The sequence below is a fragment of the Mucilaginibacter endophyticus genome, from assembly GCF_003351025.1.
In the GTDB taxonomy this organism is placed as follows: Bacteria; Bacteroidota; Bacteroidia; order Sphingobacteriales; family Sphingobacteriaceae; genus Mucilaginibacter; species Mucilaginibacter endophyticus.
The window spans coordinates 1-26,840 of sequence record NZ_QPCG01000015.1 but is presented as its reverse complement, the minus strand read 5'-3'; the positions used below and the strand labels follow the sequence as shown (position 1 = coordinate 26,840).

Below are 26,840 nucleotides of genomic sequence, written 5' to 3'. Positions count from 1 at the left end.
CTCCCTGTATGTATGTTAATAAATTGATAGATTACTGAAAAACGTAAAGGTTTATTTGTGGTTTGTTTTTTGTAATAGTTGTAACATCATTTTCATCAAAAATTCAGAATAACGCTACATTTGACCTATGCAAGCTTCTAAAAACCGTTTTTTCTACTCCTTAATTATCATCTTCACATTTTTTACTGCCGATGCTTTCGCTCAAAAGGAGAGTTATATCCAATTACTGGGTAAGCAAAACCGTTGGGTTGATTCGGTATATAATAAAATGAGCCGCAAGCAACGGATAGCACAATTACTGTTTGTAAGGGCGCATACCAATAAGGGGAAAGTTTATGAAGACTCGGTTGGGCAGGTAATTAAAGAGCAGCAGTTAGGTGGTGTGGTTTTCTTCCAAGGCGGACCTGTGCGCCAGGCTAACCTTATTAATAAATATCAGAAACTGGCCAAAATACCTTTAATTGTAACCATGGATGGCGAATGGGGACTGGGCATGCGCCTGGATTCTACCATATCATACCCATACCAAATGACGCTTGGCGCTATACAGGATAACAACCTGATTTACAAAATGGGTCAGCAGGTAGCTTATGATTTTAAGCGGCTGGGCATGCAGATGAACCTCGGACCAGACATGGATGTGAACAACAATCCTAACAATCCGGTTATCAATTACCGTTCGTTTGGGGATAACATGTATAATGTAGCAAAAAAGGGGATCGCTTATTTTAAAGGGATGCAGGATGCAGGCTTGCTTACGTCGGCCAAGCATTTTCCGGGTCACGGCGATACCAATGTGGATTCGCATTTTGATTTGCCGCTGCTACCTTACAGCCGTGCGAGGTTAGATTCATTGGAGATGTACCCGTTTCGGGAAGCTATCAATGCAGGTATCAGCGGCGTAATGATAGCGCACATGAATATACCTTCGTTAGATAACACGCCCAAACTCCCTTCTACCCTTTCGCGCCCTATTATCACCGGTATCCTGAAAGATTCGCTGAAGTTTAAAGGCCTGGTGATATCCGACGCGATGGAAATGAAAGGCGTTACCAAATATTTCCCAAATGGCGAAGCTGATGTAAGGGCTTTTATTGCGGGTAATGATATTATCGAATTGTCTGAAAATTCTGACCGGGCCATTGGCCTGATCCGTAAGGCTGTAAGGCATGGTAGTGTTAGCGCTGCCGAATTTGAAGGCCGCATCAAAAAGATCCTGGTTGCTAAGTACTGGGCAGGGCTTAATCAATACAAGCCAACCGCACTCGCCAATTTAAGCCAGGATATTAACAGCGACGCCGCTAAAGCATTGGTGCAGCAATTAAGCGATGCCTCGGTAACCCGTTTAAAAAACAGCAATCCGGCATTTAATCCGTTTTTAAAAACGGCTATAGTAAGTATAGGTGTAAGTTCGCCAACGCTTTTCCAGATGGAGGTTGTAAAAAGCTTTCCGAACAGCCGCATATTTATAGTTAATAAAGATGCGCCCGCACTTGAAGTTACCAATATCCTTAACTGGCTTAAACAATACCAGCAGATTATTGTGGGCATACATGATACCCGCCTGCGCCCGCAAAGCAAACTTGATTACAGCAGCGAGGTAAAACTGATGATTGCCGATCTGGCTTCGAGAAAAAATACAGCATTCAGCGTATTTGCCAACGCTTATACCATAGCAGGTTTACCTGGCCTCGAAAAAGCAGGCAACTTAATAGTTTGTTATCAGATGTCGCCAGAGTTGCAGCAATCGGCGGCCAAAGTGCTAAGCGGTCGTTTAAAGCCTACGGGTAAGCTGCCTGTAAGTGTAAATACGTTTTTCCCTACGGGGACTGGATTGTAGAAAACCTAACTTTTAGTTATCATTGTTTCTATTATCTCATGTCATATTGAAAATCCCCATCGATATTTACATTAATTAAACATATATGTCCGTTGAAAATGACGAAGAGCCATCAAACGCCGAACCTGCTAAAACTCCTACTTTAAAAAAGGTTAGCGCTTACCAGGCTTTAAAAAGAAATCTATCAGAGGAAGAGCTTACTTCACCAGGGACGCTTAAATTGATGTTGAACGATATTGATCGGTTGAATGAAGAGATAGAAAAGCTTGAAAAATTTAGAGATCAATTTTATGCGTGCGACAAAGACAGAGCGATCTTAACCGAAAAACTAAATACCAATACGGCCAAGGAAATTCTGTATTCTGTAACGATAACACTTGGCGCTATTTTAATTGGCGTTGGACCATCAATCTGGGTATTGAGCTCAATATATGGTGTTATTGATGTTTTATCTGGAATTGTTTTATTAATTGGTGGATTTGCCTCAAAATTTCGAAAATAATATGAATCCGTTAAAAATCAAGGATAGAGGAAACAAATTAAAAGAAAGAATCATTTTTAAACCGGATTCTGACAGTGAATTAGGATATTTCATCCTATTTATAGTGGAAAAAGTCAAAAAAGATGGTTTTTCTGGAAAACCATCCCAGGTTTTTTGGTTTCCAGATATAAATGTTAAGAAAAATGATATCATAGTCGTCTATACCAAATCTGGAACGCCGAGTGTGAGGGAAAATCAATCAGGAAATTCAACTTATTTCTTTTATTGGGATTTACCTTCCGAACAATTTAGTAGCAATTTAATACCTGTTTTAGTAGAAGCACAGGGTTGGATTGCTTTAGAGGATTCTGAAGATGATATTGAGACTTGAAATTAATCTTTTCCCAAAACAGATTTAAGCTTCTATATTATTGAGGTGTTTTATCAAGAAAATAAAACACTTCAATAAAGGCATAAGGTTTTAACGCCCCAATAACATTAGTGTTATCAAAAGCTCCTTCTATATATTATTGAATACGGCAAGTTTGCGATTGAATACTTGATATTCCAAACCTGTTATAACCAGCTCCCTATTAAACCAGTCCTTGAAACTTTTCAACTGCCAAGCGCCCTACAATTGTCTAAATAAAAAGCCGGCCTACTGAAAACTGGATATTTTCTATTGATGTTGATGTAAAGGCTATTCCGCAATCGATTGGCCAAACAATAAGATTAAATATCAGATTTATTATTGTGCCCACAAATGCGCGACAACCTTTTTTATCTTTACTAAATATTATGCAATCTACATTCAATAAATATAATAACAAGTTTCAAGAGGCGCTGGCCGGGCTAAACCCCGAGCAGTTAGCGGCAGTAAATAAAATGGATGGCCCTGTGCTTGTGGTGGCAGGCCCCGGTACCGGTAAAACCCAGATCCTGGCGGCCCGCATAGGCAAAATCCTGACCGATACTGATGCCTCGCCCAGCGAGATATTGTGCCTAACTTATACCGATGCCGGCGCGGTGGCTATGCGCAAACGTCTGTTTGAATTTATAGGCCCCGATGCTTACCGTATTAATATATATACTTTTCATGCTTTTTGTAACGAGATCATCCAGGAAAACCTGGAGTATTTTGGCAAGCTGAATCTGGAGTCGTTGTCGGATCTGGAATCGGCCATGCTTTTTCGCGAGCTGGTTGATGAGTTCCCGAACGATCACCTGTTGAAGCGCTTCACCGGCGATATTTATTACGACGTGCCCCGCCTCAAAAGCCTGTTCAGTACCATGAAACGGGAGAACTGGGACGCTGCTATGATTGAGCGGGCGGTAGGCGAGTACTTGGAAGATATACCTAACCGTGAGGAGTTTATTTATAAACGTGCCAACGCTAAAGCAGGTATCAAGGTCGGAGATCCTAAACAAAAAGATATCGATGCAGCGCACGAGGTAATGAAAAAGCTGTTGGCAGCTGTAGGCGAGTATCAGAATTACACCGAAAAAATGAAAACCCGCGGCCGATATGATTATGACGATATGATCATTTGGGTGCTCCGTGCTTTCCGCGATAATGAAGAAATTTTGCGCCGTTACCAGGAACGTTACCAATATATTTTGGTAGATGAATTTCAGGATACCAGCGGATCACAAAACGAATTGCTACGCTTCCTGCTCAATTATTGGGATACGCCAAACGTTTTTGTGGTGGGCGATGACGATCAGTCGATCTTTAAGTTTCAGGGTGCCAACATGAAAAATATCCTTGATTTCGCTAACGATTATGTAGACACCCTGCATACTGTGGTTTTGAAACACAACTACCGCTCCAACCAGCAAATCCTGGATATTTCAAAAGCCCTTATCGATAATAACTTTGAGCGATTAACCAATCAGCTTAAATTAGATAAGGCATTAAAATCGTCACATCCTCGATTTAGCGATCTGTTGGTCGATCCCCTGATCCGCGAATATGAAAATCCGGATAAAGAACTGGTTGATGTATCCCTGCAGATCAAAAAGCTGGTGGAACAAAATGTACCTCCGGGCGAAATAGCTGTCATCTATCGCAACCACAACCAGGTTGAGGAAATGATCAAGTTCCTGGATGTGCAGAAAATTCAGGTAAACACCAAGCGCAAGATAGACGTACTTACCCAACCCTTCGGCGAAAAGATCATCAATATATTGCGTTACCTGGCCATGGAACTCGACTCGCCATACAGCGGTGATGAACTGCTGTTTGAGATCATGCACTATGATTTCTTTAACATCCCTCCTATCGAAATTGCCAAGGCAAGTGTAGCAGTATTTAAAGAAAACTTTGGTACGCTGGCTTATAATCAGCCTAAAACATCTATTCGCCGCTATGTAAGTGAGATGAAGCCGCTCGCACAGCCCGATCTGTTTAAACCAGATCAACAGCTGGAGATGCGGTATCTCATAAACAATGTGGATTACCTGTTGAAAGAAGCCGTTAGCGTTACGCTACAACAGCTTTTTCAGAGCGTTATCTCTAAAATGGGCATCCTGAAATACATTATGCAGCAGCAGGATAAAGGAAGCTATATGCAAATGCTTACCAGCTTTTTTGATTTCCTGAAAGATGAAAGCCGCAAAAAACCCGATATCAGCCTCAATGATTTAATCTCAACCATTGAGATGATGAAGAAGCACCAGATACGGATGGAGCTTAACCAAAGCATCTTTTCTGAAAACGGCGTTAACTTCCTTACCGCCCACGGCTCCAAAGGACTTGAATTTGAGTATGTGTTTTTTATTGGCTGCGATAAACGTACCTGGGACAGCAAAGGCCGAAACAGCGGTTTCAGTTACCCGGACACGCTTACACAATCGGCATCGGACGATATCGCACAGAAAGAGGAAGCCCGCCGCTTATTTTATGTGGCGGTAACCCGCGCCAAGCAGCACCTTGTGATATCATATGCGGCTAAGGATAAAAAAGATAAAGACCAGGAGGCGAGCCAATTTGTGGGCGAAATACTGGCCAGCACCAGCATGCAGATACAATATCCTAAAGTGGATGCCGATGCGATGATTGATTTTCAGGCAACGCAATTCAGTGAAACCGATAAGCCTAAAGTTGAATTGCTGGACACAAACTACATTAACCAGCTGTTGCAAAATTATACGCTATCGGTAACCCACCTGAGCAATTACCTGGATTGTCCGTTAAGGTTTTATTTTCAATGCCTTATCCGTGTACCGGCAGGTAAAAGTCCGTCGGCTACTTTTGGGCAGGCGGTGCACTGGGCGCTTAATAAAACATACAGGCAGTTAAAGGATAATGATAACGAGTTTTTGAGTACCGAAAATTTCATGCGCGAGTTCAGGTGGTATATGGCCCGCAACCGCGATTCATTTACTAAAGATGAGTTCAAGCTGCGCTCGGCCTACGGCGAAAAGATATTGCCGCCATATTATGAACAAAACGTACCAAACTGGAATAAGATAGCAGTAACCGAGCGTTCTATAAAAAATATTGAAGTGGTTGGTGTGCCAATTAAAGGTAACCTGGATAAAATTGAATTTGATGGCAAACAAGCCACCGTTGTTGACTACAAAACAGGTAAACCCAAAAATGCAAAAGATAAACTATTGCGCCCAACCAATGATGCACCAAACGGAGGCGATTACTGGAGGCAAGCGGTTTTCTATAAAATACTGATAGATCATGACCGCACCACCGACTGGCAGGTGATCAGCACTATTTTTGATTTTGTTGAGCCGATAAACGATGGTGAATATTACCGCGAAAAATTTGTCATTACACCCGAAGATGTGGAAATAGTAACCGGGCAGATCAAGGATACGTACGAGCAGATCATGGCACACAACTTCAGCACCGGATGCGGCAAAAAAGAATGTGACTGGTGCCATTTTGTAAAAAGCAATTTTAAACAGGCCGATGAGATTTTAGGAATTGTTGCAGAGGAGGAAGGGGAATAAAAAGAATATTTTCAAAATCCCCTCTCGAGAGCAGGGCTGTTGCATTCTAAAACATATAACGCAAGTTCAAGCGTCTTTCGCTTGAATTATAACCAAAGTAAGCGTCCACGCTTACGTCTATAACGTATTACGGGAGCGTGGACGCTCAATTAAGGCTAACGATCAAGCGAGTAGACGCTTAATCGTGCGAGTTTTTAAGAACTCAATATTAGAATGCAACAGCCCTGCTCTCTTGAGAGGGGGCGCGTAGGAAAGAGTGGTAGCAGGGGTGTGTTTCTGCTATAAGTTTATCAAAGCAGAAACACACCCCTCCGCCCCTCTCAAGAGGGGAATCGCACAATCCCGCGCTTTTGCTTCCTTGAGTTAACGGCTATTGCGTGACCTCTTGAACGTGCGACGTAATTAAAAAACACCATCACGGGATTATTACAATGCTTTTCATTCTGCAAATTCATTAATTCCATAAATTCGGGTTCAGACATCATTTTATGAAACACATCCTCCCATTCCTCCTCCTAATCCTATCCCTCCCGGCCACCGCGCAAACCATTGTAAAACAGGATGCGGGAATTAAGCAAATGGTTGATGAAGTATCAGCCAAAAACATTGAAGGTACTATTCGAAAACTGGTTAGCTTTAAAAGCAGGCATACACTGAGCGATACTACCAGTAAAACCACCGGCAGCGGTGCGGCTCGTAACTGGATTAAAGCCGAAATAGAGAAATATGCTGCGGAATCCAACGGGAGGATGACCGTTCAGTTTGATACGTTTACCCAGCCTAAGGGCACACGGATTGACAAGCCCATCAAACTCAAAAACGTACTGGCTATATTAAAAGGTACCGATGCTAATGATACCAGGGTTTATCTTGTGTCCGGCCACTATGATTCGCGCATTAATGATGTGATGGATGCCAATGGTGCTGAGCCGGGAGCCAATGACGATGCCTCGGGCACGGCGCTTTCTATGGAGCTGGCCAGGGTGATGGCCAAACGGTCGTTCCCGGCTACTATTATTTTCATGACTGTGGTTGGCGAAGAGCAAGGCCTTTACGGATCGGCCAATGTTGCCAAACGGGCCAAAGCCGAAAACTGGAATGTGGATGCCATGCTGAATAATGATATTGTAGGTAATACCTATGGCATGGAAACAGATCTTAAAGATAACCGCAGCGTACGGGTTTTCAGCGATGGCGTGCCTACCGCCGCTACAGACAAACAGGTGGCAGCACTAAAATCATTAGGTGGAGAAAATGACAGCCCATCGAGGGAGTTGGCAAGGTATACCAAAGAAATTGGGGAACGCTATGTTGATCAGCTGGATGTAAAGCTTATTTACCGCCGCGACCGTTACCTGCGCGGTGGCGATCATCTGCCGTTTTTAGAGCAGGGCTTTACAGCTGTGAGGTTTACCGAAATGAACGAGAACTTTAACCGCCAGCACCAGAATATCCGTACCGAAAAGGGTGTTGAATATGGCGATCTGCCCGACTTTGTAGATTTTAATTATGTACAAAAGGTGGCCCGTATGAACCTGTCGGTATTGGCCAATCTTGCTTCGGCCCCTGCCGAACCTCAAAACGTGGGCGTTATCACCAGCGATCTCACCAACAAAACTAAACTGAAATGGGACGCTCCGGCTACCGGAAAAAAGCCGGCCGGTTATTACGTGTTGATGCGTGAAACCATCAGCCCATATTGGGAAAAGAAGTTTTATGTAACAGATACTACTGCCACACTCAATTATTCAAAGGATAATTATTTTTTCGCGGTACAGTCGGTTGATGCGGAAGGGCATGAGAGTTTACCGGTGTTTCCTAAGCCGGTTAGATAGATTGAGAGAGATTGGAGGTTAGAGGTTAGAGATTAGAGATTAGTTTAACCATTTTGTACATGTTTATAATGAGCATATAAAAATGCAGCTACCTAATCTCTAACCTCCAACCTCTAATCACTAATAAGACTACTTCACACTCTTACGCTGAACAATAAAATATCCGGTAATAAATACCACCAGGGCTAAAGCCATGCTTACAAACACATCTTTGGTAAAAACATCAATCTGTAATGAGTGAGATGGATCGCCGTGATTATTTTTTAACATGCTGCTGATAGCAGCCATAGGATGCGCATACGGAAACAGGTAACTATATTCCCAGCCTTTTGTAGCCGCTACAACGCCGGCTATGGTACATACAAAACCGATCCCCATCGGTTTTAAAAAATCGGCCCAGAACAGGCTGAGTAAAAACTGGATAGAAAGAATACCTAATGACGACAGAAATAGTTTGAAATAGATCTGCGCCAGTTCTTTTTCCATGTGAAAATCGTCGAACCGTAATTCGGGCTTTACTATACTGAGCAAGTTACCAAAACCTATGGTAAACAATACAAACAAAGCAAGGCACATAAACACAAGGAAAACAGCGTAAAAAAACTTAGCCGCATACACCGACCAGCGCGGGATTGGCAGGTTAAACAAAGTTTTCCAGGTATCGGCCCTGTGCTCAATACTGTTTACGGAGTATGCAATAAAGATGATATACATCGGCAACACCAACGAGCCCATAATGCCCAGGATAGCACCTGCAAACTGCAGCCAAAGCATCATTGGCGGCATTGATGTCAATTTTTCGCTTTTAGTGTAAAAGCCAATAAACAGCAAAACGCCTATCAGCAAAGGCAAAATTACAGAAGCCCAGAAGCCAAGCGTTTTACGGCTTTTGTAAAACTCCGAACGGAACGATAGTATAAATCCTTTCATGGTTTAGGCGCTTTGGGTAATATCTAAAAATAATTTTTCGAGGTCTTTTTGTTGCTTACCAATGCTGTAAACGGTTTGTCCGCCTTTGTTAAGCAGGGTATTGATATCGCCCATTTGTTGTTTGGAGATGTAGGGTATCGTTAAATGATCGTCTGTTACTTCGGTAACATTAATATGGTTGCGGGTTAGCAGGTTGGCGGCATCAACCGTATTTTCCGCTTCGATACGTACAAGCGGTTTGCTGATGGCTTGTAAATCGGCTATGCTACCCTGAAAAAGCATCGCGCCATTGTTGATGATGCCTACGTGGGTTGCCATCCGCTCAATTTCGGCCAGCAGGTGGCTTGATATAAAAACGGTTTTGCCATGTTGTGCAACTAATTTTTTCAGCAACTCTCGGATTTCGATAATCCCGTTCGGGTCGAGGCCGTTGGTGGGCTCATCTAAAATTAACAATTTAGGATCGGCCAGCAGGGCCAGGGCAATGCCGAGTCGCTGTTTCATCCCTAATGAATATTGCCCGGCTTTTTTATTGGCGGCATGGGTTAGCTGCACCAGGTCAAGCATATCTTCAACACGTTGAGCAGGCACCTGTAATAATAAGGCCCTGTTCAATAAATTTTCCCTCCCGGTTAAATGCTGATATAACGCAGGCTGCTCAATAAGCGAACCTATTTTTGAAAGTATATTGATGCGGTTTGTTTTGATATCCAGCTCAAAGATGTTGATGTTACCTGCATCGGGTTTAAGCAGGTTGAGCAGCAATTTGATGGCAGTGGTTTTCCCGGCACCGTTGGGACCGAGAAAACCATATATACTTCCTTCCGGAACTTGCAGCGCCAGCGACTTAACTACCTGCTGCTTACCAAAGGTGAAGGAAAGCCCTTCGGTGCTAATTACCATATATTATTATTTTTTGCTACTGAGCAAACGGTTTTAACCATTACAAAACCTTTATGAAACAATGAGGTAGCATGTACTGCTGTGCGGCCAATTATTGCTGTTTCCTTTTTTTGCTCGAACTGGTAAGTTACACCCAAAATAAGGGCAAACATTACCGGAATCAATAACATGATAAAAGGATTTGAATTTTTGATAAGCGTTTTCATTGTGAGTGGTGATTTTATACAACAAAGGAATATCAAAAAAATAACCTGCTAAAATCATTTAGACCAACTCACTTTGTTTATAGATGAACGGTTTTCTGTACCTTTTAACCGGTTCATCGATAATAAAAGCCAGTTCATCGAAAAAAAGGGCGGCTACATATAAATAACCGGCCGATATCATTATCAAAATATTAAATTAGATGCCATACCCATAAACAAAAAGAGGATTTAAAAACAGCGAATGGAGGCTTCATTACCATTACCAAAACCCAGAACCGGCATTAAAACTGCCTGGATAATTTTTTGGCACCTGTTTTTCTGGACGGCCATTATTTCCTTTTTTGTTTTCCTGGCTCGATTGAACGATGCGCAGCTTAGCAGCAAGGAACTACTGGTGATATTTTTACTGTATCCCACTATCAATATCAGTCTGTTTTATCTTAATTACCTTATCTATATACCTAATTTTCTCAATAAAAAGCAATACTGGAAATATGCGGCGGTTGTACTTGCAAGCATTGTAATTTATGGTGTGGGCAAGTACGGAGTAGGGCTTTTATTTAAGGATATTGTATTAGTACATCAAAAAGGCCATGTTACCGGTTTTGCTACTTACTTTTACAGCAGCATATTTACTAGCCTGATATTTGTGTTTTTGAGCACAGCATTAAAATTCAGTACCGACTGGTTCCTGAATGAACGGATCCAGCGCGACCTGGAAAACCAGCGATTGATTGCCGAACTGGCTTTTCTGAAATCTCAGATCAACCCGCATTTTCTGTTCAACTCTTTAAATAGCATTTACTCACTGGCCTATCAGCGTTCAGAAACCACCCCGGAGGCCATTTTAAAGCTTTCGGAAATTATGCGTTATATGCTCTATGAGTGTAACGACAACAAGGTTGATTTGAGTAAAGAGCTTCAGTACCTGCAAAACTATATCGACCTGCAAAAGATCCGCTTTGGCAGCAAGGCCTTTATTGATTTTAAGGTTGATGGCAACATTACCGATCAGAAAATAGAGCCACTGTTGCTCATCGCCTTTATTGAAAATGCTTTTAAACACGGCGTTGCCAATGATATTAACTCGCCAATTAAACTGCTTATCAACGTGGCCGATGGCAAACTTCATTTCTACATTCAAAACAAAAAACACAACAATAACCGCGACGCGGTGGGCGGGATTGGTTTAATAAATGTACAACGACGGCTCGATTTGCTTTATCCTGACAGGTATTCCTTAAAAATCAGAGATGAAGAATATACCTACACTTGCGAATTATCAATAGATTTATAGTTATAACCCATTATAACCATGACCTATCTGAAAAATTTGTTTACAGCTCTGCTTTTAGCGATATCGGCCATTCCAGCTATCGCACAAACCGACCCAAAGGCAACCGAAGTTTGGGACCCGGAACCCGAAGTAGTTTTACCGGGTGGTGGCAACAAGGCCCCATCTGATGCCATCATTTTGTTTGATGGCAAAAACCTGGATAAGTGGACCGATCAGAAAGGCAATAAGCCGGGTTGGATAGTAAAGGATGGCATTGTGACCGTAAAACCGGGCAGCGGTTCCATCATCACCAAACAAAACTTTGCCGATTGCCAACTGCATATCGAATGGCGCACACCCGCCGTTGTTAAAGGCGAAGGCCAGGAACGCGGCAACAGCGGTGTGATCATGCAAAGCCATTACGAATTGCAAATCCTGGACAGCTATAAAAACCGCACTTATTCAAATGGGCAAGCCGGCTCTATATATAAACAATACGTGCCGCAGGTAAACGCTTCGCTTAAGCCTGGCGAGTGGCAAAAGTATGATATCATTTATACCGCCCCGCGCTTTAATATCGACAGCTCGGTTAAAACGCCTGCCTATATTACAGTGCTGCATAATGGCGTATTGGTTCAAAACCACGTAGCTATAAAAGGTACGGTGGCGCATGTGGGTCAGCCAAAATATCAAAAACATCCCTTCGCCTTACCGCTGCTATTGCAGGAGCATGAGTTTCCGGTATCGTTCCGCAATATCTGGATCAGGGAGCTTGGTGTTCAAAAGTTGTTGAACGGTAAGGATAAAAAAGGCTGGTATACCTATCTGGATACTTTGGGCAAGGATAACGACGTGCACAATAACTTTGCTATTGAAAACGGCATGGTGCATGTTATGGGTAAATACTTCGGTTACCTGGCCACCCAAAAATCGTACGATAATTATTACCTGAAAGTGGTATTTAAATGGGGGACCAAACAATACCACCCACGCGAAAAGGGAGCCCGTGACGCGGGTATTTTATACCATTTTGGCGAAGAGGATAAAGATGTGGTATGGCCACGATCAATAGAATGCCAGATACAGGAGGGCGATTGCGGCGATATCTGGTGCGTACAACACACCAGCGTTGTTACGCCAAATAAGTCGGCCATTGAGTGGGACCAGCAACGCGTTTACCGGACCGCCAATTTTGAGAACCCGAGGGGTGAATGGAACACCATCGAGATTATTTGCAACGGCAACCAGATTGAGCACTATGTTAACGGGCATCTGGTAAACTGGGGAGTAGCCTCTTTGTCACATGGCCGCATCCTTTTACAATCTGAAGGGGCCGAAATCTGGTATAAATCTGTTGAATTGACGCCATTATAACAAAAACAGCTCACTAAAAAATTTAGAATAACCATTATTACATTATTTTTACGCTATGATCAGATGTTTGGTAGTTGACGATGAGCCTTTGGCGCTGCATATTTTGGAAGATTATATATCCAAAATGCCTTTTTTGCAATTGGTTAAAGCCACAACCAACCCTATCGAAGCGCTTACCATGGTGCAAGCCGCCGAAGCTGACCTGGTATTTTTAGATGTGCAGATGCCCGAGCTTACCGGCATCCAGTTTTTGAAAATTGCGAATGGCAAAGCCAAGGTTATTTTAACCACGGCTTATCCGCAATATGCGCTTGAAGGCTATGAGCTTGATGTGGTTGATTACCTGCTGAAGCCTATCGCGTTTGATCGTTTTTTTAAATCGGTACAAAAAGCTCAAAGTATTATCCAACCGGTGCAGGCCAAACCACAACAGGTGGTTGTACAGGCCGAACCTGTGCAGCAGGATGATTTCTCCACCGATTTTATCTTTGTAAAAACCGAGCATAAAATTCAGAAGGTTTACCTGCACGATATTATGTTTATTGAAGGCTTGAAAGACTATATCAGCATTTTCACATCGGCCGAGCGGATCATTACCCTGCAGGGCATGAAAAAGATGGAAGATGCGTTGCCCGAAAAGCATTTTGTGCGAGTACATAAATCATACATCGTTGCACTCAATAAAATAGACAGTATTGAAAGAAGCCGCATCCAGATAGGCGACAAGATCATCCCCGTAGGCGATACTTATCGCGACGAGTTTTTTAGGATGATTGAGAATAAGAATATTTAGGGGTTAAATTTTCGCGATAAGTCCGAATACTTAATTAATATGTCATTGCGAGCGAAGCGTGGCAATCTCGTAGCCAATGCATATCCGCCCTGTATAGCTACGAGATTGCCACGTCGCCCCAGTGCTTTTACCACCCCTGCTCCTCGCAATGACACGATTTATTTATTCTTCAAATAATCCTTTACTTTACAACTTGCCTATTTAAAAAATATATTTCATAGAAGTGTATTTTTTGTATTTTACGCGGTCATTCATCCTATAAAACACACTATGAGTTACCAGGTAGACCTGACCAATTGCGACAGAGAACCCATCCACATCCCCGGAAAAATTCAATCGCACGGTTTTTTGATCGCTGTGAACAGCAAGTCGTATAACATTTCCTACATCAGCCAAAATATTGAAAGCTATACCGGTGTCAATGCCACTGGGTTATTAGGTAAAAATATTACTGAGCTTGAAGAGCAATTAGCTATAGCGAGCGATACCGCATCATTACAGCAGTTGTTAAACCTGGCAAAAGGCTCAAAAAGTTCTGACACCATCAACCCATTGGCTATTGATGTAAAGGGTAGTAATTACAACCTCATCATCAGTCACTCGGCAAATGACCTGGTGCTGGAGTTTGAGCCCACCAAATCAGATCTTGGTTATGATATTCAGAAAACCATTGGTCGTTCGGTAGCCGAGATTCTGAGCGGTAAAAACTTATCCATACTGCTGCAAAACGCGGCCTTCGAAATAAAAAAGATCATCAATTACGACAGGGTGATGATCTATAAATTTAATGAGGATGGCCACGGCGAGGTAACTGCAGAAGTAAAGAACGATGACCTGGAACCGTTTTTAGGTTTACATTACCCGGCATCGGATATCCCCAAACAGGCCCGCGAGCTTTATAAGATCAATCTTACCCGTATCATAGCCGATGTAAATTCAGAAAGCTCGGCTATTATTACTTATGAGGAAGGGGCAGCACCGCTTGACCTCACCCATTCGGTACTAAGGGCTGTATCGCCTATACATATCCAGTATTTAAAAAATATGGGCGTTGAGTCGAGCTTTAGTATCTCGCTTATCGCCCATGGCGAACTTTGGGGGCTTATTGCCTGCCATAATTATTCGCCAAGGTTTATCGACTATAAATCGCGCGATGCCTCTAAACTGATAGGTCAGATCCTCTCGTCGGCATTGGAGTACCGGCAGGACGAGGAGGACTCGGCAAAACTTCATGAACTTGGCGAGGCCGCCAACACCATTGCCGATTATATTAAAAAGGATACTGATTTTACTTTCGCGTTAACCCGCAATAAAGTCACGATCAAAGATGTTACTACCGCCACAGGGGCAGCACTTATATACGACGGCGAAATAAACACCATTGGACAAACACCTACAGAAGGGCAAATTGCCGATATAGTTGAATGGCTTAAGGTAAATATGGTGGATACTATTTACAACACTTACCGTTTCCCTGAAATATTTCCGGCAGCAAAAGATTACAGCGATGTTGCCAGCGGCATTTTATCCTGCAGCCTGTCGCGTGAGCTTGGCGAAATGATCATCTGGTTTAAACCAGAACAGGTAAAATCTATCACATGGGCGGGCAATCCCGAAAAACCTGTTGAGGAAACCGCCGATGGCCTGTTACAGCTATCGCCCCGAAAATCATTCGATAGCTGGACACAAATTGTTAAAAACACATCCGAAAAGTGGAAACACGACGAGATCACCGCCGTTTTAAAAGTACGGGAAGATGTTATTTATGCCATCAATCGCAAAGCCAACGAAATCAGGATCCTGAACGAGCGCCTGCAATTGGCCTATGACGAACTGGATACTTTTAGCTATACCATATCGCATGATCTACGCACCCCGCTTTCGTCCATAAAAAACTACTCGGAGTTGCTGTTGGCCAGTAACAAAAGTCTGGATGAGCAGGCTAAAAAAATGCTCGACAGGATCATTAAGGGTACGGATAAAATGCATATGCTCATTAAAGAGATCCTGCATTACTCGCGCGTGGGCCGTGCCGAAATAGAGACAGCGCCAATTGACATGGGCTTGTTATTGGGCGAGATAAAAAGGGAGGTACTATCGGCCCTTAATCCCGAAAATATTGAATTTATTATTGGCGAAACACCATCCATTCAAGGCGACAGCGTGATGATAACCCAGGTTTTTACTAACCTGATTAACAATGCTGTTAAATACTCTTCAAAATCAACACCATCAAAAGTTAAAGTTGAGGGGATAGTCAGGAACAGCGAGATCGTTTATTCGGTATCTGACAATGGCGTTGGGATTGATGTAAATTATTATAACCGTGTGTTTGAACTATTTAAACGCATGGATAACGCTCTGGAATTTGAGGGCACGGGCGTTGGCCTTGCCATTGTAAAGCGCATTGTTGAAAAACACAAAGCGCGCATTTGGTTTGAGAGCAAATTAGGATTTGGCACGGTTTTTTATATATCTTTTAAAATTAGTTAGTTGTGAGTTCGCCCGATATATTATATGTTGAAGATGACGAGGATTTTGCATTCATAATGCAGCATGCCGTACAAGAAGTGAAAGACGGACTTACCGTTAAGATCATTGACAATGGGAAAGATGCGCTTGAGCAGTTAAAACAGCTTACCGAAGCAAGGGTAAAACCGAAACTTATACTACTTGACCTTAACCTGCCGGGCCTTTCGGGCCTCGATTTGGTGAAACGCATCCGTGAAATCCCGTTTTTAAAATATACTCCGGTTGTATTTTTTTCTACATCCGATAATCCAAAAGATGTCAAAGCATCGCTTGAATTTGGCGCCAATGCTTATTTAACCAAGCCTGCCGGCTATTTAAACCTGGTGAACTGCGTTGAATCACTGTACAATTTTTGGTTCACTAAAAACCTGAATGTCAATTAAAACGTTGAAAAAAATATTAGTTATTGAGGATGATGCCGATATAGCCGACATCATGGGAATTGCTTTGTGCGACAAATATGAAGTTGAGGTAAAACGCGACGGCTACGAAGTTGTAGCGCAAATAGAACGTTTTGCGCCGGATTTGATTTTACTTGATAACTATATAGGACAACGGCAGGCCCGGGAAATCATCAAAGAGATCCACGAGGTCGATGACCACAGAACTATACCTTTTGTATTATTTTCAGGCCATGAAAACATTATTCAACTGGCTGAAAATCTAAACGCTACATCTTACCTGGCTAAACCCTTTGCACTTGACGATCTTTATAAGTGCATTGATAATATCTTAGCGGCGTAAAAACGCATACCTTATGCTTCATGAAAAAATAAAACAAGCTACAGCGCATCTGCATGATCAGCTTGAACAAAAAATGTTTGTCGGGCAGATCATGGATGGCTCGCTTACCTTTGAACAATACCAAACCATACTAACGGCAAACTACGCCACGCACCTTGCAGTAGAAGATTTTTTATTTGACAGTCTCAGCGATGAATTCCGTCAAAAACTGGATATCGGAAACAGGGTAAAACTACCTTCTCTTCTCCGCGATTTGGAGGAGATCAACTCAGCAACAGGCAGTTCTCCTAAAAATACTCCTGATTTTATTGATCTCAGCAGCGATGCAGCAATCCTTGGTGCAATGTATGTATTGGAGGGGGCAACACTTGGAGGAAATGTGATCGTTAAACGCTTAAAAACTAATGAGCATTTGTTACCTTACAATCTGAATTACCACTATTACCAGGTTTATGGAGATCAGCTTGGTTTAAAATGGAAACAATTTTTGGAAGTGCTCAACGCGCTACCTGAAACTGAACACGAAGCCGCGATACAAAATGCAGTAAGCCTATTTGAGTATATGGCAAATACAAAAGTAGCAACTACTACGGTAACGCTTGTACCACCGGAGATTGGTTAATAAATTCATGTCATTGCTAGGAGGAACGACGAAGCAATCTCGTAGCTATGCAAATCGAATGTGCATTGGCAACGAGATTGCCACGCTTCGCTCGCAATGACATTTTTAAAACCTCGGTATATCATTAATCCAACGCATCCGCTGTATCCTTCTCTCCTATCTGCTGGCGCCACATGGCGTAGTACAAACCTTTTTGAGCAATCAAATCGGCATGTTTACCGCCTTCAATAATGCGGCCTTTCTCCAGTACATAAATACTATCGGCGTGCATAATTGTTGATAAACGGTGGGCTATCAGAATAGTAATATGATTTTCTTTTTCGGATACATTACGAATGGTTTCTGTAATTTCCTCTTCGGTGATGGAATCAAGAGATGAGGTAGCCTCGTCAAATACCAGGATATCCGGCTGGCGCAATAACGCTCGTGCTATAGAAAGACGCTGCTTTTCACCGCCCGAAACTTTTACACCGCCTTCGCCAATTACAGTACTTAAACCTTTATCGGCGCGGGCCAGCAGGGTTTGGCAGGCCGCACGCTGCAGCACATCCATACATTCCTCGTCGGTAGCATTGGGACGCACAAACTGCAGGTTCTCGCGGATAGTGCCGGAAAACAGTTGTGTATCCTGGGTTACAAAACCAATCTTTTCGCGAAGCTGGTCAAGGTCAATTTCTTTACTTAATGTGCCGTTATACAAAATATCCCCCTGCAAAGGTTGATACAAGCCTACCAGTAATTTCACCAGCGTTGTTTTACCTGAACCCGAAGGGCCTACAAATGCTATCGTTTCACCTGAATTAGTTTCAAAACTGATATGATTAAGCGCGTTACGGTTTGCAGTTAGGTGTTTAAAGCTAACATCGTTAAAAGTTAAAGTATTCACCTTTTCAAGCAACACCGGCTTTTCCGGTTTTTTATCAATTGGGATGCTCAAGATCCTGTTGAAGTTGCCAAGGGAAACTTCGGCCTCACGCCAGGAAAGGATCACGTTGCCCAACTCTTGCAAAGGGTTAAACAAAAAGAATGAGTAAAATAAAAAGCTGAAATACTGGCCCGGTGAAATAGTTCCTCTAAAGATGAGCATTAACAAAACCACCACCATTACACTGCGCACAAAGTTTACAGTAGTGCCTTGTACAAAGCTCATGCTGCGTACGTATTTCACTTTCTTCAGTTCCAGATCAAGGATTTTGTAAGTGGTATTGTTTAACCTGGCTATTTCCTGTTTGGCTAAACCCAAACTTTTTACCAACTCAATATTTCTTAACGATTCGGTGGTTGAACCTGCAAGAGCGGTTGTTTCGGCCACGATTGTCTTCTGGATTTTTTTGATCCTCCGACTCATGGCCATACTCACAAATGTGATGATAGGTATTGCCGCGAAATACACCAGGGTAACCTTATAGCTAACGCTTACCGAGTATACAATTACAAATACCATCCCGATAAGCGAAACAAACAGGATGCTGATAAAAGAGGTGATAAACTTTTCGCAATCCAGGCGTACCTTTTGTAGTATTCCCAGGGTTTCGCCACTACGCTGGTCTTCAAATACCTGGTACGGTAATTCAAGCGAGTGCTTTAAACCATCGGCATACATTTCGGCGCCCACCTTTTGGGTAATAATATTGGTAAAATAATCCTGAAAGTTTTTTGCTATCCGCGATACCATCGCAACGCCAATAGCCGCCCCTACAAGCAGTAATACTTTGTTCAAATATTCGTCATAGTGAAGAGAAGTGCGTTGCTCAATAACACGGTCAACAATACGACCGGTTATCCATGGATCCAATAGCGAAAAGCCTATATTCATTGCCGCCAGGAAAAGTGCAAATACTACAATCCAGCGGTGTTTTTTTAAGTAAGAGATTAATACATTCATGTTTCAACAGCAAACATAAAAAAAGGGAATGGCTAAGTAGCTCATTCCCTTTTAATTTGACATAAGGTTAATATTAAACCGTCATGATATCTTTCTCTTTAGCTTCTGAAAGCTGATCAACTTTAGCGATGTAAGCATCGGTAAGTTTTTGAACTTCAGCTTCGCCTGTTTTTATTTCGTCTTCAGAAACACCTTCTGATTTTAATTTCTTGATCTTTTCGTTAGCATCTTTACGGATGTTACGAACAGCTACTTTACCGGTTTCAGCTTCGCCTTTGGCTTTCTTAACCAGGTCACGACGACGCTCTTCGGTAAGTGGTGGTACATTGATACGGATAATAATACCGTCGTTTTGTGGGTTCACACCTAAGTTGGCTTCTTTAATAGCCTTTTCGATAGGGTTTAACAATGATTTTTCCCATGGCTGAACAACAATGGTACGGGCATCAGGGGTGTTAACACTACCTATCTGGCTTAATGGTGTTGGGGTACCATAGTAATCAACCCTGATATCGTCAAGTAATGAAGGGCTCGCCTTACCTGCACGTATTTTATTTAATTCGCTATCTGCATGGTCAATGGCTTTATCCATCAAAGCCTTTGCATCGTTCACTTGTTTTTTAATGAGTTCGCTCATCGGTTTTTAAATTTTCAACAAAAATAGTAAAATCTATCAGTTTACGGCTTTGGTATTTGGGTTCAATTAAAAAGCATTTAACAATAAATAACATTATTTAACATTTATATATTATTAAACGATGGGTATATTAGTATAAAATATTATCGCCATGAAAAAAACCTTACTCCTTGTCACTATTATAGCCTGTGCAGGCCAGCTCAAAGCACAAAGCCTCAATAAGGTGCCTAACAACAATAACGCTTTCGATAAATTTTTTAACCTGAAACCTTTAAAGGTCGATAGCAACCTATCTAAATTAATCCCTGTACTTCCGCAAAAAGGGCTTTTAAAAAATAACAGCACTTTGTTAAATACCCGTGAGCTTATTGCTGATGAAACCGTTTACAGTCGTATGCCGGTTGTTAAAACCTATCCGCAGGACAATATGCCGATTGTTAAAACAGACGAACCGGGTGTAAAATATCATATGCTGATTAAAAGGATAGATATTGTTAATCCGGACACCGTTAGGATTAGGAAAGAAAAAGTTACTCCGTAGCCAGTTCGTCGGGCAATAAAGCAATGCCTTCCTTACTCTTCGCTTTTTTCCTTTTCTCTACTATTTGATCGAAACTCTTTTCGTAATCGGGGTGGTTGGTGCCCATCAGTCTGTCCCAGATATTGAAATATAAACCATAGTTACACTTCACCAGGCGGTGGTGCATGTTATGATGGGTTGAGGTATTATGCCATTTAAATAATCTGTGCGTAGTAAAGCCTTTGGGAAAAAGTTCATACCCCAAATGCCCGGTCACGTTTAGCAATAACGAATACAATGAAAATATGGTGAGCGCTGTGCCGTGATAGGGAATGGTAAAGGCGATAAGTGGCACTATACCTATTTCTACAATAGCCTCCAACGGGTGGAAAGCATAAGCGGCAAAGGGTGTTGGGTTGGTTGATAAATGGTGTGTTTTATGCATCAGCTTAAACAAAGGCTTCCAATGCATAGCGCGATGGGTCCAGTAAAAATAGGTATCATGCATCAGGATCATCAGCCCGATACTCAAAAAATAATAAGCGTATCCTTTATCGCTGATGCTTGGGTAGATCCTTGTTAAATGCTGCTTACTGGCGAAGATCACCAGCATGATCACTGCGCCAAATATCAGTATGGTAAAAAACGAATAAATTATTTCACGAAGGATGTGCTTGTTTTCGGGATAACGTTGCTGAATCTTTGCGTGCCAGTACGCTCTTTTTTTCCATACATAAAAAAACAGGTAAAACACACCGGCAAATATCAGGTAGCGCCCCGCTATCGAAAACAGAACCTGGGCTATTTTAATTATCTTGCTAATAGGCATAATCAATTTCCATTTTCAGATAACGAAATATTTAATGTTTACAATATCAACTCTTTATAACAGCTCAGGTTTTCAAGCATTAACGATGTTTTTATCATATGCCTTAATCTTATAAATCCATACACTGATAAATAGTGCACAACAATAACTGGCAAACATAGGAAATATCGAAGGCCAATAATTAGTGTGCAGTAAGGAGTGATAATCAAAAATAAAAAGAGTTTGGATTACAAAGAATACCGATAGTATGCTGAGAATAATTTTTATATAGAAGGGTGATATATTTCTTTTCGTAAACCTGCGCAAAATAACAGCTAAGAAAAACCATGAGGGAATGAAGAAAACTATCCCGACAGGCACCATGTAAAAAAAACCTATAAAAATATCTGATACCCGATATAACACAGGATCGCTAAAAACAGTAGCAACCCCGGTCAAAATAGCCCCTATTATAACGGCGGTCATAAACACCTTAAAACTATAAACAAGTTCCTTTTTCATTATGGATCTTTTCAGCGCAAGGTTTGTATAAAAGGGCCGTTTTGTATCTATTTCTTTTTATTCTGTTAAAAATCCTTATTCAAAACTTTTTCCAGTTCCGCGAAGCTGATATTCATTTTAACACGTCCCTGTTTGGCATAAGAGATCTCGCCGGTTTCTTCTGACACAATAATAGCAGTTGCCTCATTAGCCTCGGTTACCCCAATGCCTGCCCTATGGCGCAGACCAAACTGTGCCGGCAGATCTGTTTTTTCCGTAAGCGGCAAAATACAACTTGCCGATTTTATTTTATTCTCCGAGATCACTACGGCACCATCATGCAGCGGGCTGGTTTTTTGAAAAATACTTTCCAGCAAACGCTTTGATATTTTAGCCTCCACAACCTCGCAGCTGTTTTGGTAAAACTGCTCGTCATAATATTTAGCGAAAACAATAAGCGCTCCTGTACGGGTTTGCTTCAGGCTTTTGCAGGCATCAATTATTGGTTTGATACGGGCATAATTATTTTTCTCTACTTCAGACTTTCCGAAGAAATATTGCCACCAGGCTTTGTTACGCTGCAGCGAAGCATTTTTACCTACCAGCAATAAAAACCGCCTCACTTCCTGCTGAAATACCACAATGATGGCAATGATCCCCACATCAACAAACTTACCCAGTATAATAGTAAGCAGCTTCATGTCCAAAGCCTTCACCACAAAATTCAAAGCAAATATCACCGCGAAACCGATAAAGATATTGGCTGCTATAGTGCCCCTGATAAGGTTATATAACTGGTAAATGATCAATGCCACCAGCAATACATCAAGAATGGAGAAGAAACCTATTTTGGGAAAGAGGGATTGTAAGGACTGCATTTACGAAGTTAATAAGTTTACCCGAACATAAACGCCGGAAGGGTGGTAAATATGATCAACCTCCCGGTTACCCAGGTCATTTTACATACCGGTAGTATTTTTTCAGGGAATGTACGGGCCTCCCGGCACGCCCCAACCCCATACAGGCATGGGCGTATCGGCGCTTTCTGTCGCAGTATCTGTTTGCGAGTTCAACACGGCTATGCGTGTCCCCCATTCCAGGTACGCCATAAAGGCCGAACGAAACTCCGGGTCATCCGGAAGCGAAAGATCATCGGCGGTTTGCAGCAACAATTCAATCCAGCGCTTGCGATGCGCTTCGGTTAAATGCTTTTGCAAATGTTTATTGATCATAGCGTAATGGCTGCCCTCGGTTTCACTATAGGTTTTAGGGCCGCCAAAAACTTCGCTTACAAAATGTGCCACATGCACCCGGTGTTCGGGCGACATATGTTTAAATACAGGTTCCAGCAGTTCATCGGCCAAAACCTTATCATAAAACTTGTTGAAAAGCTGTTCAAAAGCAGGTGCACCACCCGCCCACTCAAACAATGTGGGGATTGTAGCTGTCATAATTGTAAAAACTGGTTATGATAAAGATAAGTACCCTATTTTTAAAAAGCCAATATTTACAAAAGCTGTAAATTGAATTACTTATTGCGCTCGGTCGTAAACCTTACCAGTTGCTCTAAGCCGCGGTGCGAATCACTATCGGGGAAAGTATTCAGAATCTCGAAAGCCTCATCCTGGAAACGTTTCATTTGGGTTTCGGCATATTGCAAGCCGCCGGTATCTTTTACAAACTTGATGATCTCAGCTATTTTTTTAGGATCCTCATTATGGTTCTTCACCAGGTTTATCACGCGTTTCTTTTCTGAACTGCTACAGTTGGCCAGCGCATAAATAAGCGGAAGGGTAACTTTTTTCTCCTTGATATCGATACCTAGTGGTTTACCTACATCATCGGTCCCAAAGTCAAACATATCGTCCTTGATCTGGAATGCTATCCCAATCTTCTCACCAAAAAGGCGCATCTTTTCAACAACTTCATCGCTCGCCCCGGCAGATGCCGCGCCACAGGCGCAGCATGACGCGATAAGCGAAGCGGTTTTCTGTCTGATTACATCATAATAAACAGGTTCGCCAATATCCATACGGCGTACTTTTTCCATCTGCATCAGCTCGCCCTCACTCATTTGTTTAACAGCGTCAGATACGATGCGGAGCAGCTGGAAATCATTATTATCAATAGAAAGCAATAAGCCTTTTGACAGCAGGTAATCGCCTACCAAAACGGCTATCTTATTTTTCCATAAAGCGTTGATAGAGAAAAAGCCACGGCGTTGATAAGAGTTATCAACCACATCATCATGCACAAGCGATGCGGTATGCAATAGCTCAACCAGTGCGGCCCCACGATGCGTTGCCTCATTGATGCCCCCACAAATGCTGGCCGAAAAAAATACGAACATAGGGCGGATCTGCTTTCCTTTACGCTTTACAATATAATGCGTGATACGGTCAAGCAGCGGAACAGAACTTTTCATCGAGGTTCTGAATTTCTCCTCAAACGCATCAATATCAGCAGCAATAGGTTTTTTAATGTCGTTGATGCTCAGCATTTCAACCAAAACAGTATTTTATGTTAACCACCGCCATGTGACAGTGCGCAGCAAACATAAGCTAAAATTATTTATCTGCATTAAAGCCTACTATTTTTTACTCAAATTAAACCAAAACATACAATTACCGTCATACTAATGCGAGTGCAATTTTTGTAAAGTAGAGTTAAGTTTTTGTGAAAGCGAGGTCGGTTAAAACGGACTTCGCTTTTTTATTGATACTTAGGGCAAATATTTTACCTTTGCACTCCACTATTTACACGGAGAGGTGTCTGAGTGGTCGAAAGAGCACGCCTGGAAAGTGTGTATACTCCAAAAGGGTATCGAGGGTTCGAATCCCTCCCTCTCCGCGGAAAAAACCGAACCCAAAAGTTCGGTTTTTTGTGCTTAATTGAATTGTTTAACTAATTAACAATATCTACGCGTTTCTGCGAGAAAGCCAATTCCGGTCTACCTGAATCGGAATCTTTTTTAAGCCAAAAAAATATAGAAACAGTAACTTCCGTTGTATAAGGTACGCCATAATGTTTAGCGGGCTGCCATTCTGCAATAAACTTTAGTAACCGAATCGCTTCCTCGTTTAAGTCTTTATCGGTATTACTAATAACATGCATATCACGCGTCGTCCCCGTTTTTTCCAAAATAAAAGACACCTTTACCTCACCTTCTATGTGCTTACTTAAGGCGGATTTCGGATACTTCTTATGACTTGTTACAAAGTCTGCAAATCCAGTAAACCCACCCTTCACTTCAATAATCCTATCTATTTCAGTAAAATTGTAACTCCTCCCATTTCTTGAATGTGATACTCCCGATATCAGAACATTGTTTTTATAAGTCAATTCGCTGTTAACGGTATCACTAACAACAGATTTCCATATTCCATTTCGCATCCCACCATCAATGGGGCCTTCGCCGATTAAAATTTTGAAGTCCTCACTAAAATCTTTCCATGTGCCAAGACCGTTTTCAGCGGTAATTGCAACTGTCGAATCAGCACATTGTTGGATTTTCAATTTCCCGTCATTGTAAACACCGGTCATGTAAAGCTTTCCATTGGGATAATAAGAAATCATGTCGCCGTTTAGCGTTCCCCATAGATAATTGGCAATCATTTTTTTATGCCCGTTTGCAAAATATTCAACACAAGGCCCGTTAAGTGATGAGTATATAGTTCCACGCGTCAAGCTACCAACTAACTTAGGGCTGCCGTTCAGATAAAAATCGTTCACAGAAAAAAAGGTTTTGTCGTTACGGCCCGGTTTTCCGGCTGGCTGAGTTACCACTCGTATAAAATCAGCGCGCGATACGTCATGTACCGTGTCTATTTCTTTGGTATTACCTGGATACTTATAACGCATATAAGATATGATAGTATCAGCTTGAGCCTTTACACTTCCAACGAAAAAAACAGGCATAATAAAAGAGAGAAAAAGGTATTTCCACATTTTATAGGCTATCAATAGTTCAAGATGAAAATACAAAAAAGGTTAAGATATTTCCAGGCAATAAAATAATCGCGAGCTTATGTTTTTGCTTAAGACGGAAGACTTTCATACATCTAAAGACTTTAATGAATTAAGTGGAAAATAGTTCCAGGCTAAAATTTCAATCCTTGAAACTGTTATAAGCAAGTCTTCCTTCCGAATAAATCAGCAAGCCAATGTTTGTTGTAAACGCACCCGCTATTTCTTGGCTTCTTCAATTTCAACTACCGATAGCTCCCCTGGAAACTTGCATCGCGAACAAGCTGCCATTATAAAACATTATCAACAAAATACTCGGTAAATCCATAAAGCCCAATATGGGAAATATAATTGAGATCCATCTCCCGATAGCTTTACTGCATGTAAAAGGCTATGTGAATTGCCACTTAGAGTAGCAAATCTTCGATTTCCTTACAGAAAGATTCACGAAACCAATACAGTATTATTATATGGGCTACACACTTCAGATGATGGAAAGCCATTAGCCGGCAGCGGCAGATCGTTCCGAAGTAATTAAACATGACATGGTCGCTTTGCAGGAGAACATTGAGCCGAGAGCGGAGAATCTTTAGGTTGGGTCGAATATATGTGATAATGTTATGTCATGGCGTTCCGTCGACAGACGGGCGGGCTATGCGCTCATACGCCTGCAGGCATTGCGCGCGGGGCCGGTATCCGCTACTATCCCTAACGCGGGCCTAAGGTGAATGGTTGAATGGAGAGTGGTGAGTGGTTGGGTTGCGCTGTTATAATTTAAAGCCCCTATGTCATGCTGAACTTGTTTCAGCACCCCACAGCACAGGTTGACGATTGGAATGGCACACGGCTCAACAGATGAGGTGTTGAAACAAGTTCAACATGACATTATCAGATGAGGTGAGTAGTGAATAGTGAGCGGTGAGTAGTTGATTAGGTTAGATGGCGGTTATAGCTGTAGCAGTAGTAGGAATATGAAAGTATTTTAAACGCAAAAAGCCTTAGCGGTTAGCTAAGGCTT

General features: G+C 42.0%; 24 protein-coding genes and 1 tRNA gene. 14 read left to right on the top strand and 11 right to left on the bottom strand.

Translation table 11 applies throughout. The features are described from left to right. Positions 1–127 precede the first annotated feature (127 nt). The 5 genes from DUL71_RS31310 (at position 128) to DUL71_RS31290 (ending at position 8,125) form a co-directional block, all read left to right on the top strand. Positions 128–1,840: a glycoside hydrolase family 3 protein gene (locus DUL71_RS31310; protein WP_114941750.1), complete on the top strand. Its 1,713-nt coding sequence runs from the start codon at positions 128–130 to the stop codon at positions 1,838–1,840. 85 nt (positions 1,841–1,925) lie between these two features. Then, positions 1,926–2,342, top strand: a complete 417-nt coding sequence (locus DUL71_RS31305) for a hypothetical protein (protein ID WP_114941749.1) — start codon at positions 1,926–1,928, stop codon at positions 2,340–2,342. Position 2,343: 1 nt separating this feature from the next. Then, entirely contained in the window at positions 2,344–2,712 is a 369-nt protein-coding gene (locus DUL71_RS31300) for a hypothetical protein (RefSeq protein WP_114941748.1), read from the top strand. Positions 2,713–3,119: 407 nt separating this feature from the next. Next, positions 3,120–6,290, top strand: coding sequence for an ATP-dependent DNA helicase (locus tag DUL71_RS31295; RefSeq protein WP_114941747.1), 3,171 nt, complete (start codon positions 3,120–3,122; stop codon positions 6,288–6,290). A 488-nt stretch (positions 6,291–6,778) separates the two neighbouring features. Then, positions 6,779–8,125 (top strand): M28 family peptidase, encoded by a 1,347-nt coding sequence (locus tag DUL71_RS31290; RefSeq protein WP_114941746.1) that lies wholly within the window; start codon positions 6,779–6,781, stop codon positions 8,123–8,125. A 129-nt stretch (positions 8,126–8,254) separates the two neighbouring features. Here the strand turns inward: DUL71_RS31290 and DUL71_RS31285 are convergent, their stop codons facing one another. From DUL71_RS31285 to DUL71_RS31275, 3 genes are read right to left on the bottom strand one after another with little or no spacing between them, the layout of a single operon-like run. Then, on the bottom strand, positions 8,255–9,055 hold the full coding sequence (locus tag DUL71_RS31285; protein ID WP_114941745.1) for an ABC transporter permease: 801 nt from the start codon (positions 9,053–9,055) through the stop codon (positions 8,255–8,257). Positions 9,056–9,058: 3 nt separating this feature from the next. After that, positions 9,059–9,958: an ABC transporter ATP-binding protein gene (locus tag DUL71_RS31280; protein ID WP_114941744.1), complete on the bottom strand. Its 900-nt coding sequence runs from the start codon at positions 9,956–9,958 to the stop codon at positions 9,059–9,061. Next, positions 9,952–10,164 carry a hypothetical protein gene (locus DUL71_RS31275; RefSeq protein ID WP_112575048.1) on the bottom strand — a complete coding sequence of 71 codons (213 nt, stop codon included), beginning with the start codon at positions 10,162–10,164 and terminating at the stop codon, positions 9,952–9,954. Before DUL71_RS31275 ends, DUL71_RS31280 begins: the two co-directional genes overlap by 7 nt. Before the next feature lie 241 nt (positions 10,165–10,405). Here DUL71_RS31275 and DUL71_RS31270 point away from each other — a divergent pair, with 241 nt between their 5' ends. The 7 genes from DUL71_RS31270 (at position 10,406) to DUL71_RS31240 (ending at position 17,505) form a co-directional block, all read left to right on the top strand. Beyond that, positions 10,406–11,461, top strand: a complete 1,056-nt coding sequence (locus tag DUL71_RS31270; protein WP_114941743.1) for a sensor histidine kinase — start codon at positions 10,406–10,408, stop codon at positions 11,459–11,461. An 18-nt stretch (positions 11,462–11,479) separates the two neighbouring features. Beyond that, a complete protein-coding gene (locus DUL71_RS31265; protein WP_114941742.1) occupies positions 11,480–12,814 on the top strand; it encodes a 3-keto-disaccharide hydrolase in 1,335 nt (444 codons plus the stop codon). A 55-nt stretch (positions 12,815–12,869) separates the two neighbouring features. Next, positions 12,870–13,607, top strand: coding sequence for a LytR/AlgR family response regulator transcription factor (locus DUL71_RS31260; protein WP_110586695.1), 738 nt, complete (start codon positions 12,870–12,872; stop codon positions 13,605–13,607). Between the two features lie 270 nt (positions 13,608–13,877). Then, positions 13,878–16,100 carry an ATP-binding protein gene (locus DUL71_RS31255; RefSeq protein WP_114941741.1) on the top strand — a complete coding sequence of 741 codons (2,223 nt, stop codon included), beginning with the start codon at positions 13,878–13,880 and terminating at the stop codon, positions 16,098–16,100. 2 nt (positions 16,101–16,102) lie between these two features. Then, positions 16,103–16,522 (top strand): response regulator, encoded by a 420-nt coding sequence (locus DUL71_RS31250; RefSeq protein ID WP_112575052.1) that lies wholly within the window; start codon positions 16,103–16,105, stop codon positions 16,520–16,522. A gap of 4 nt (positions 16,523–16,526) precedes the next feature. Then, positions 16,527–16,883, top strand: coding sequence for a response regulator (locus DUL71_RS31245; protein ID WP_161964551.1), 357 nt, complete (start codon positions 16,527–16,529; stop codon positions 16,881–16,883). Between the two features lie 13 nt (positions 16,884–16,896). Continuing rightward, the gene (locus tag DUL71_RS31240; protein ID WP_114941739.1) at positions 16,897–17,505 is read left to right on the top strand and encodes a biliverdin-producing heme oxygenase; all 609 of its coding nucleotides are present in this window, start codon (positions 16,897–16,899) and stop codon (positions 17,503–17,505) included. Between the two features lie 124 nt (positions 17,506–17,629). On the opposite strand, the gene DUL71_RS31235 is transcribed toward DUL71_RS31240, so the two are convergent. Continuing rightward, entirely contained in the window at positions 17,630–19,390 is a 1,761-nt protein-coding gene (locus tag DUL71_RS31235) for an ABC transporter ATP-binding protein (protein ID WP_114941738.1), read from the bottom strand. Positions 19,391–19,463: 73 nt separating this feature from the next. Continuing rightward, entirely contained in the window at positions 19,464–20,027 is a 564-nt protein-coding gene (frr, locus tag DUL71_RS31230; RefSeq protein WP_114941737.1) for a ribosome recycling factor, read from the bottom strand. Between the two features lie 151 nt (positions 20,028–20,178). Between frr and DUL71_RS31225 the strand changes: the two genes are divergently transcribed. Continuing rightward, positions 20,179–20,568, top strand: coding sequence for a hypothetical protein (locus tag DUL71_RS31225; RefSeq protein WP_114941736.1), 390 nt, complete (start codon positions 20,179–20,181; stop codon positions 20,566–20,568). Here DUL71_RS31225 and DUL71_RS31220 read toward each other — a convergent pair. From DUL71_RS31220 to DUL71_RS31200, 5 genes are all read right to left on the bottom strand, one after another. After that, positions 20,558–21,376, bottom strand: a complete 819-nt coding sequence (locus DUL71_RS31220) for a sterol desaturase family protein (protein ID WP_114941735.1) — start codon at positions 21,374–21,376, stop codon at positions 20,558–20,560. The genes DUL71_RS31225 and DUL71_RS31220 overlap by 11 nt on opposite strands. A gap of 72 nt (positions 21,377–21,448) precedes the next feature. Then, positions 21,449–21,877: a hypothetical protein gene (locus DUL71_RS31215; RefSeq protein WP_114941734.1), complete on the bottom strand. Its 429-nt coding sequence runs from the start codon at positions 21,875–21,877 to the stop codon at positions 21,449–21,451. A 65-nt stretch (positions 21,878–21,942) separates the two neighbouring features. Next, entirely contained in the window at positions 21,943–22,734 is a 792-nt protein-coding gene (cdaA, locus tag DUL71_RS31210; RefSeq protein ID WP_112575059.1) for a diadenylate cyclase CdaA, read from the bottom strand. A 102-nt stretch (positions 22,735–22,836) separates the two neighbouring features. Beyond that, a complete protein-coding gene (locus DUL71_RS31205) occupies positions 22,837–23,307 on the bottom strand; it encodes a group II truncated hemoglobin (RefSeq protein ID WP_114941733.1) in 471 nt (156 codons plus the stop codon). Positions 23,308–23,384: 77 nt separating this feature from the next. Then, positions 23,385–24,356: a polyprenyl synthetase family protein gene (locus DUL71_RS31200; RefSeq protein ID WP_114941732.1), complete on the bottom strand. Its 972-nt coding sequence runs from the start codon at positions 24,354–24,356 to the stop codon at positions 23,385–23,387. 262 nt (positions 24,357–24,618) lie between these two features. On the opposite strand from DUL71_RS31200, the gene DUL71_RS31195 reads away from it, so the two are divergent. After that, positions 24,619–24,706 (top strand) — tRNA-Ser (locus tag DUL71_RS31195). 54 nt (positions 24,707–24,760) lie between these two features. Here DUL71_RS31195 and DUL71_RS31190 read toward each other — a convergent pair. Then, on the bottom strand, positions 24,761–25,804 hold the full coding sequence (locus tag DUL71_RS31190) for an energy transducer TonB (RefSeq protein WP_114941731.1): 1,044 nt from the start codon (positions 25,802–25,804) through the stop codon (positions 24,761–24,763). Positions 25,805–26,840 lie beyond the last annotated feature (1,036 nt).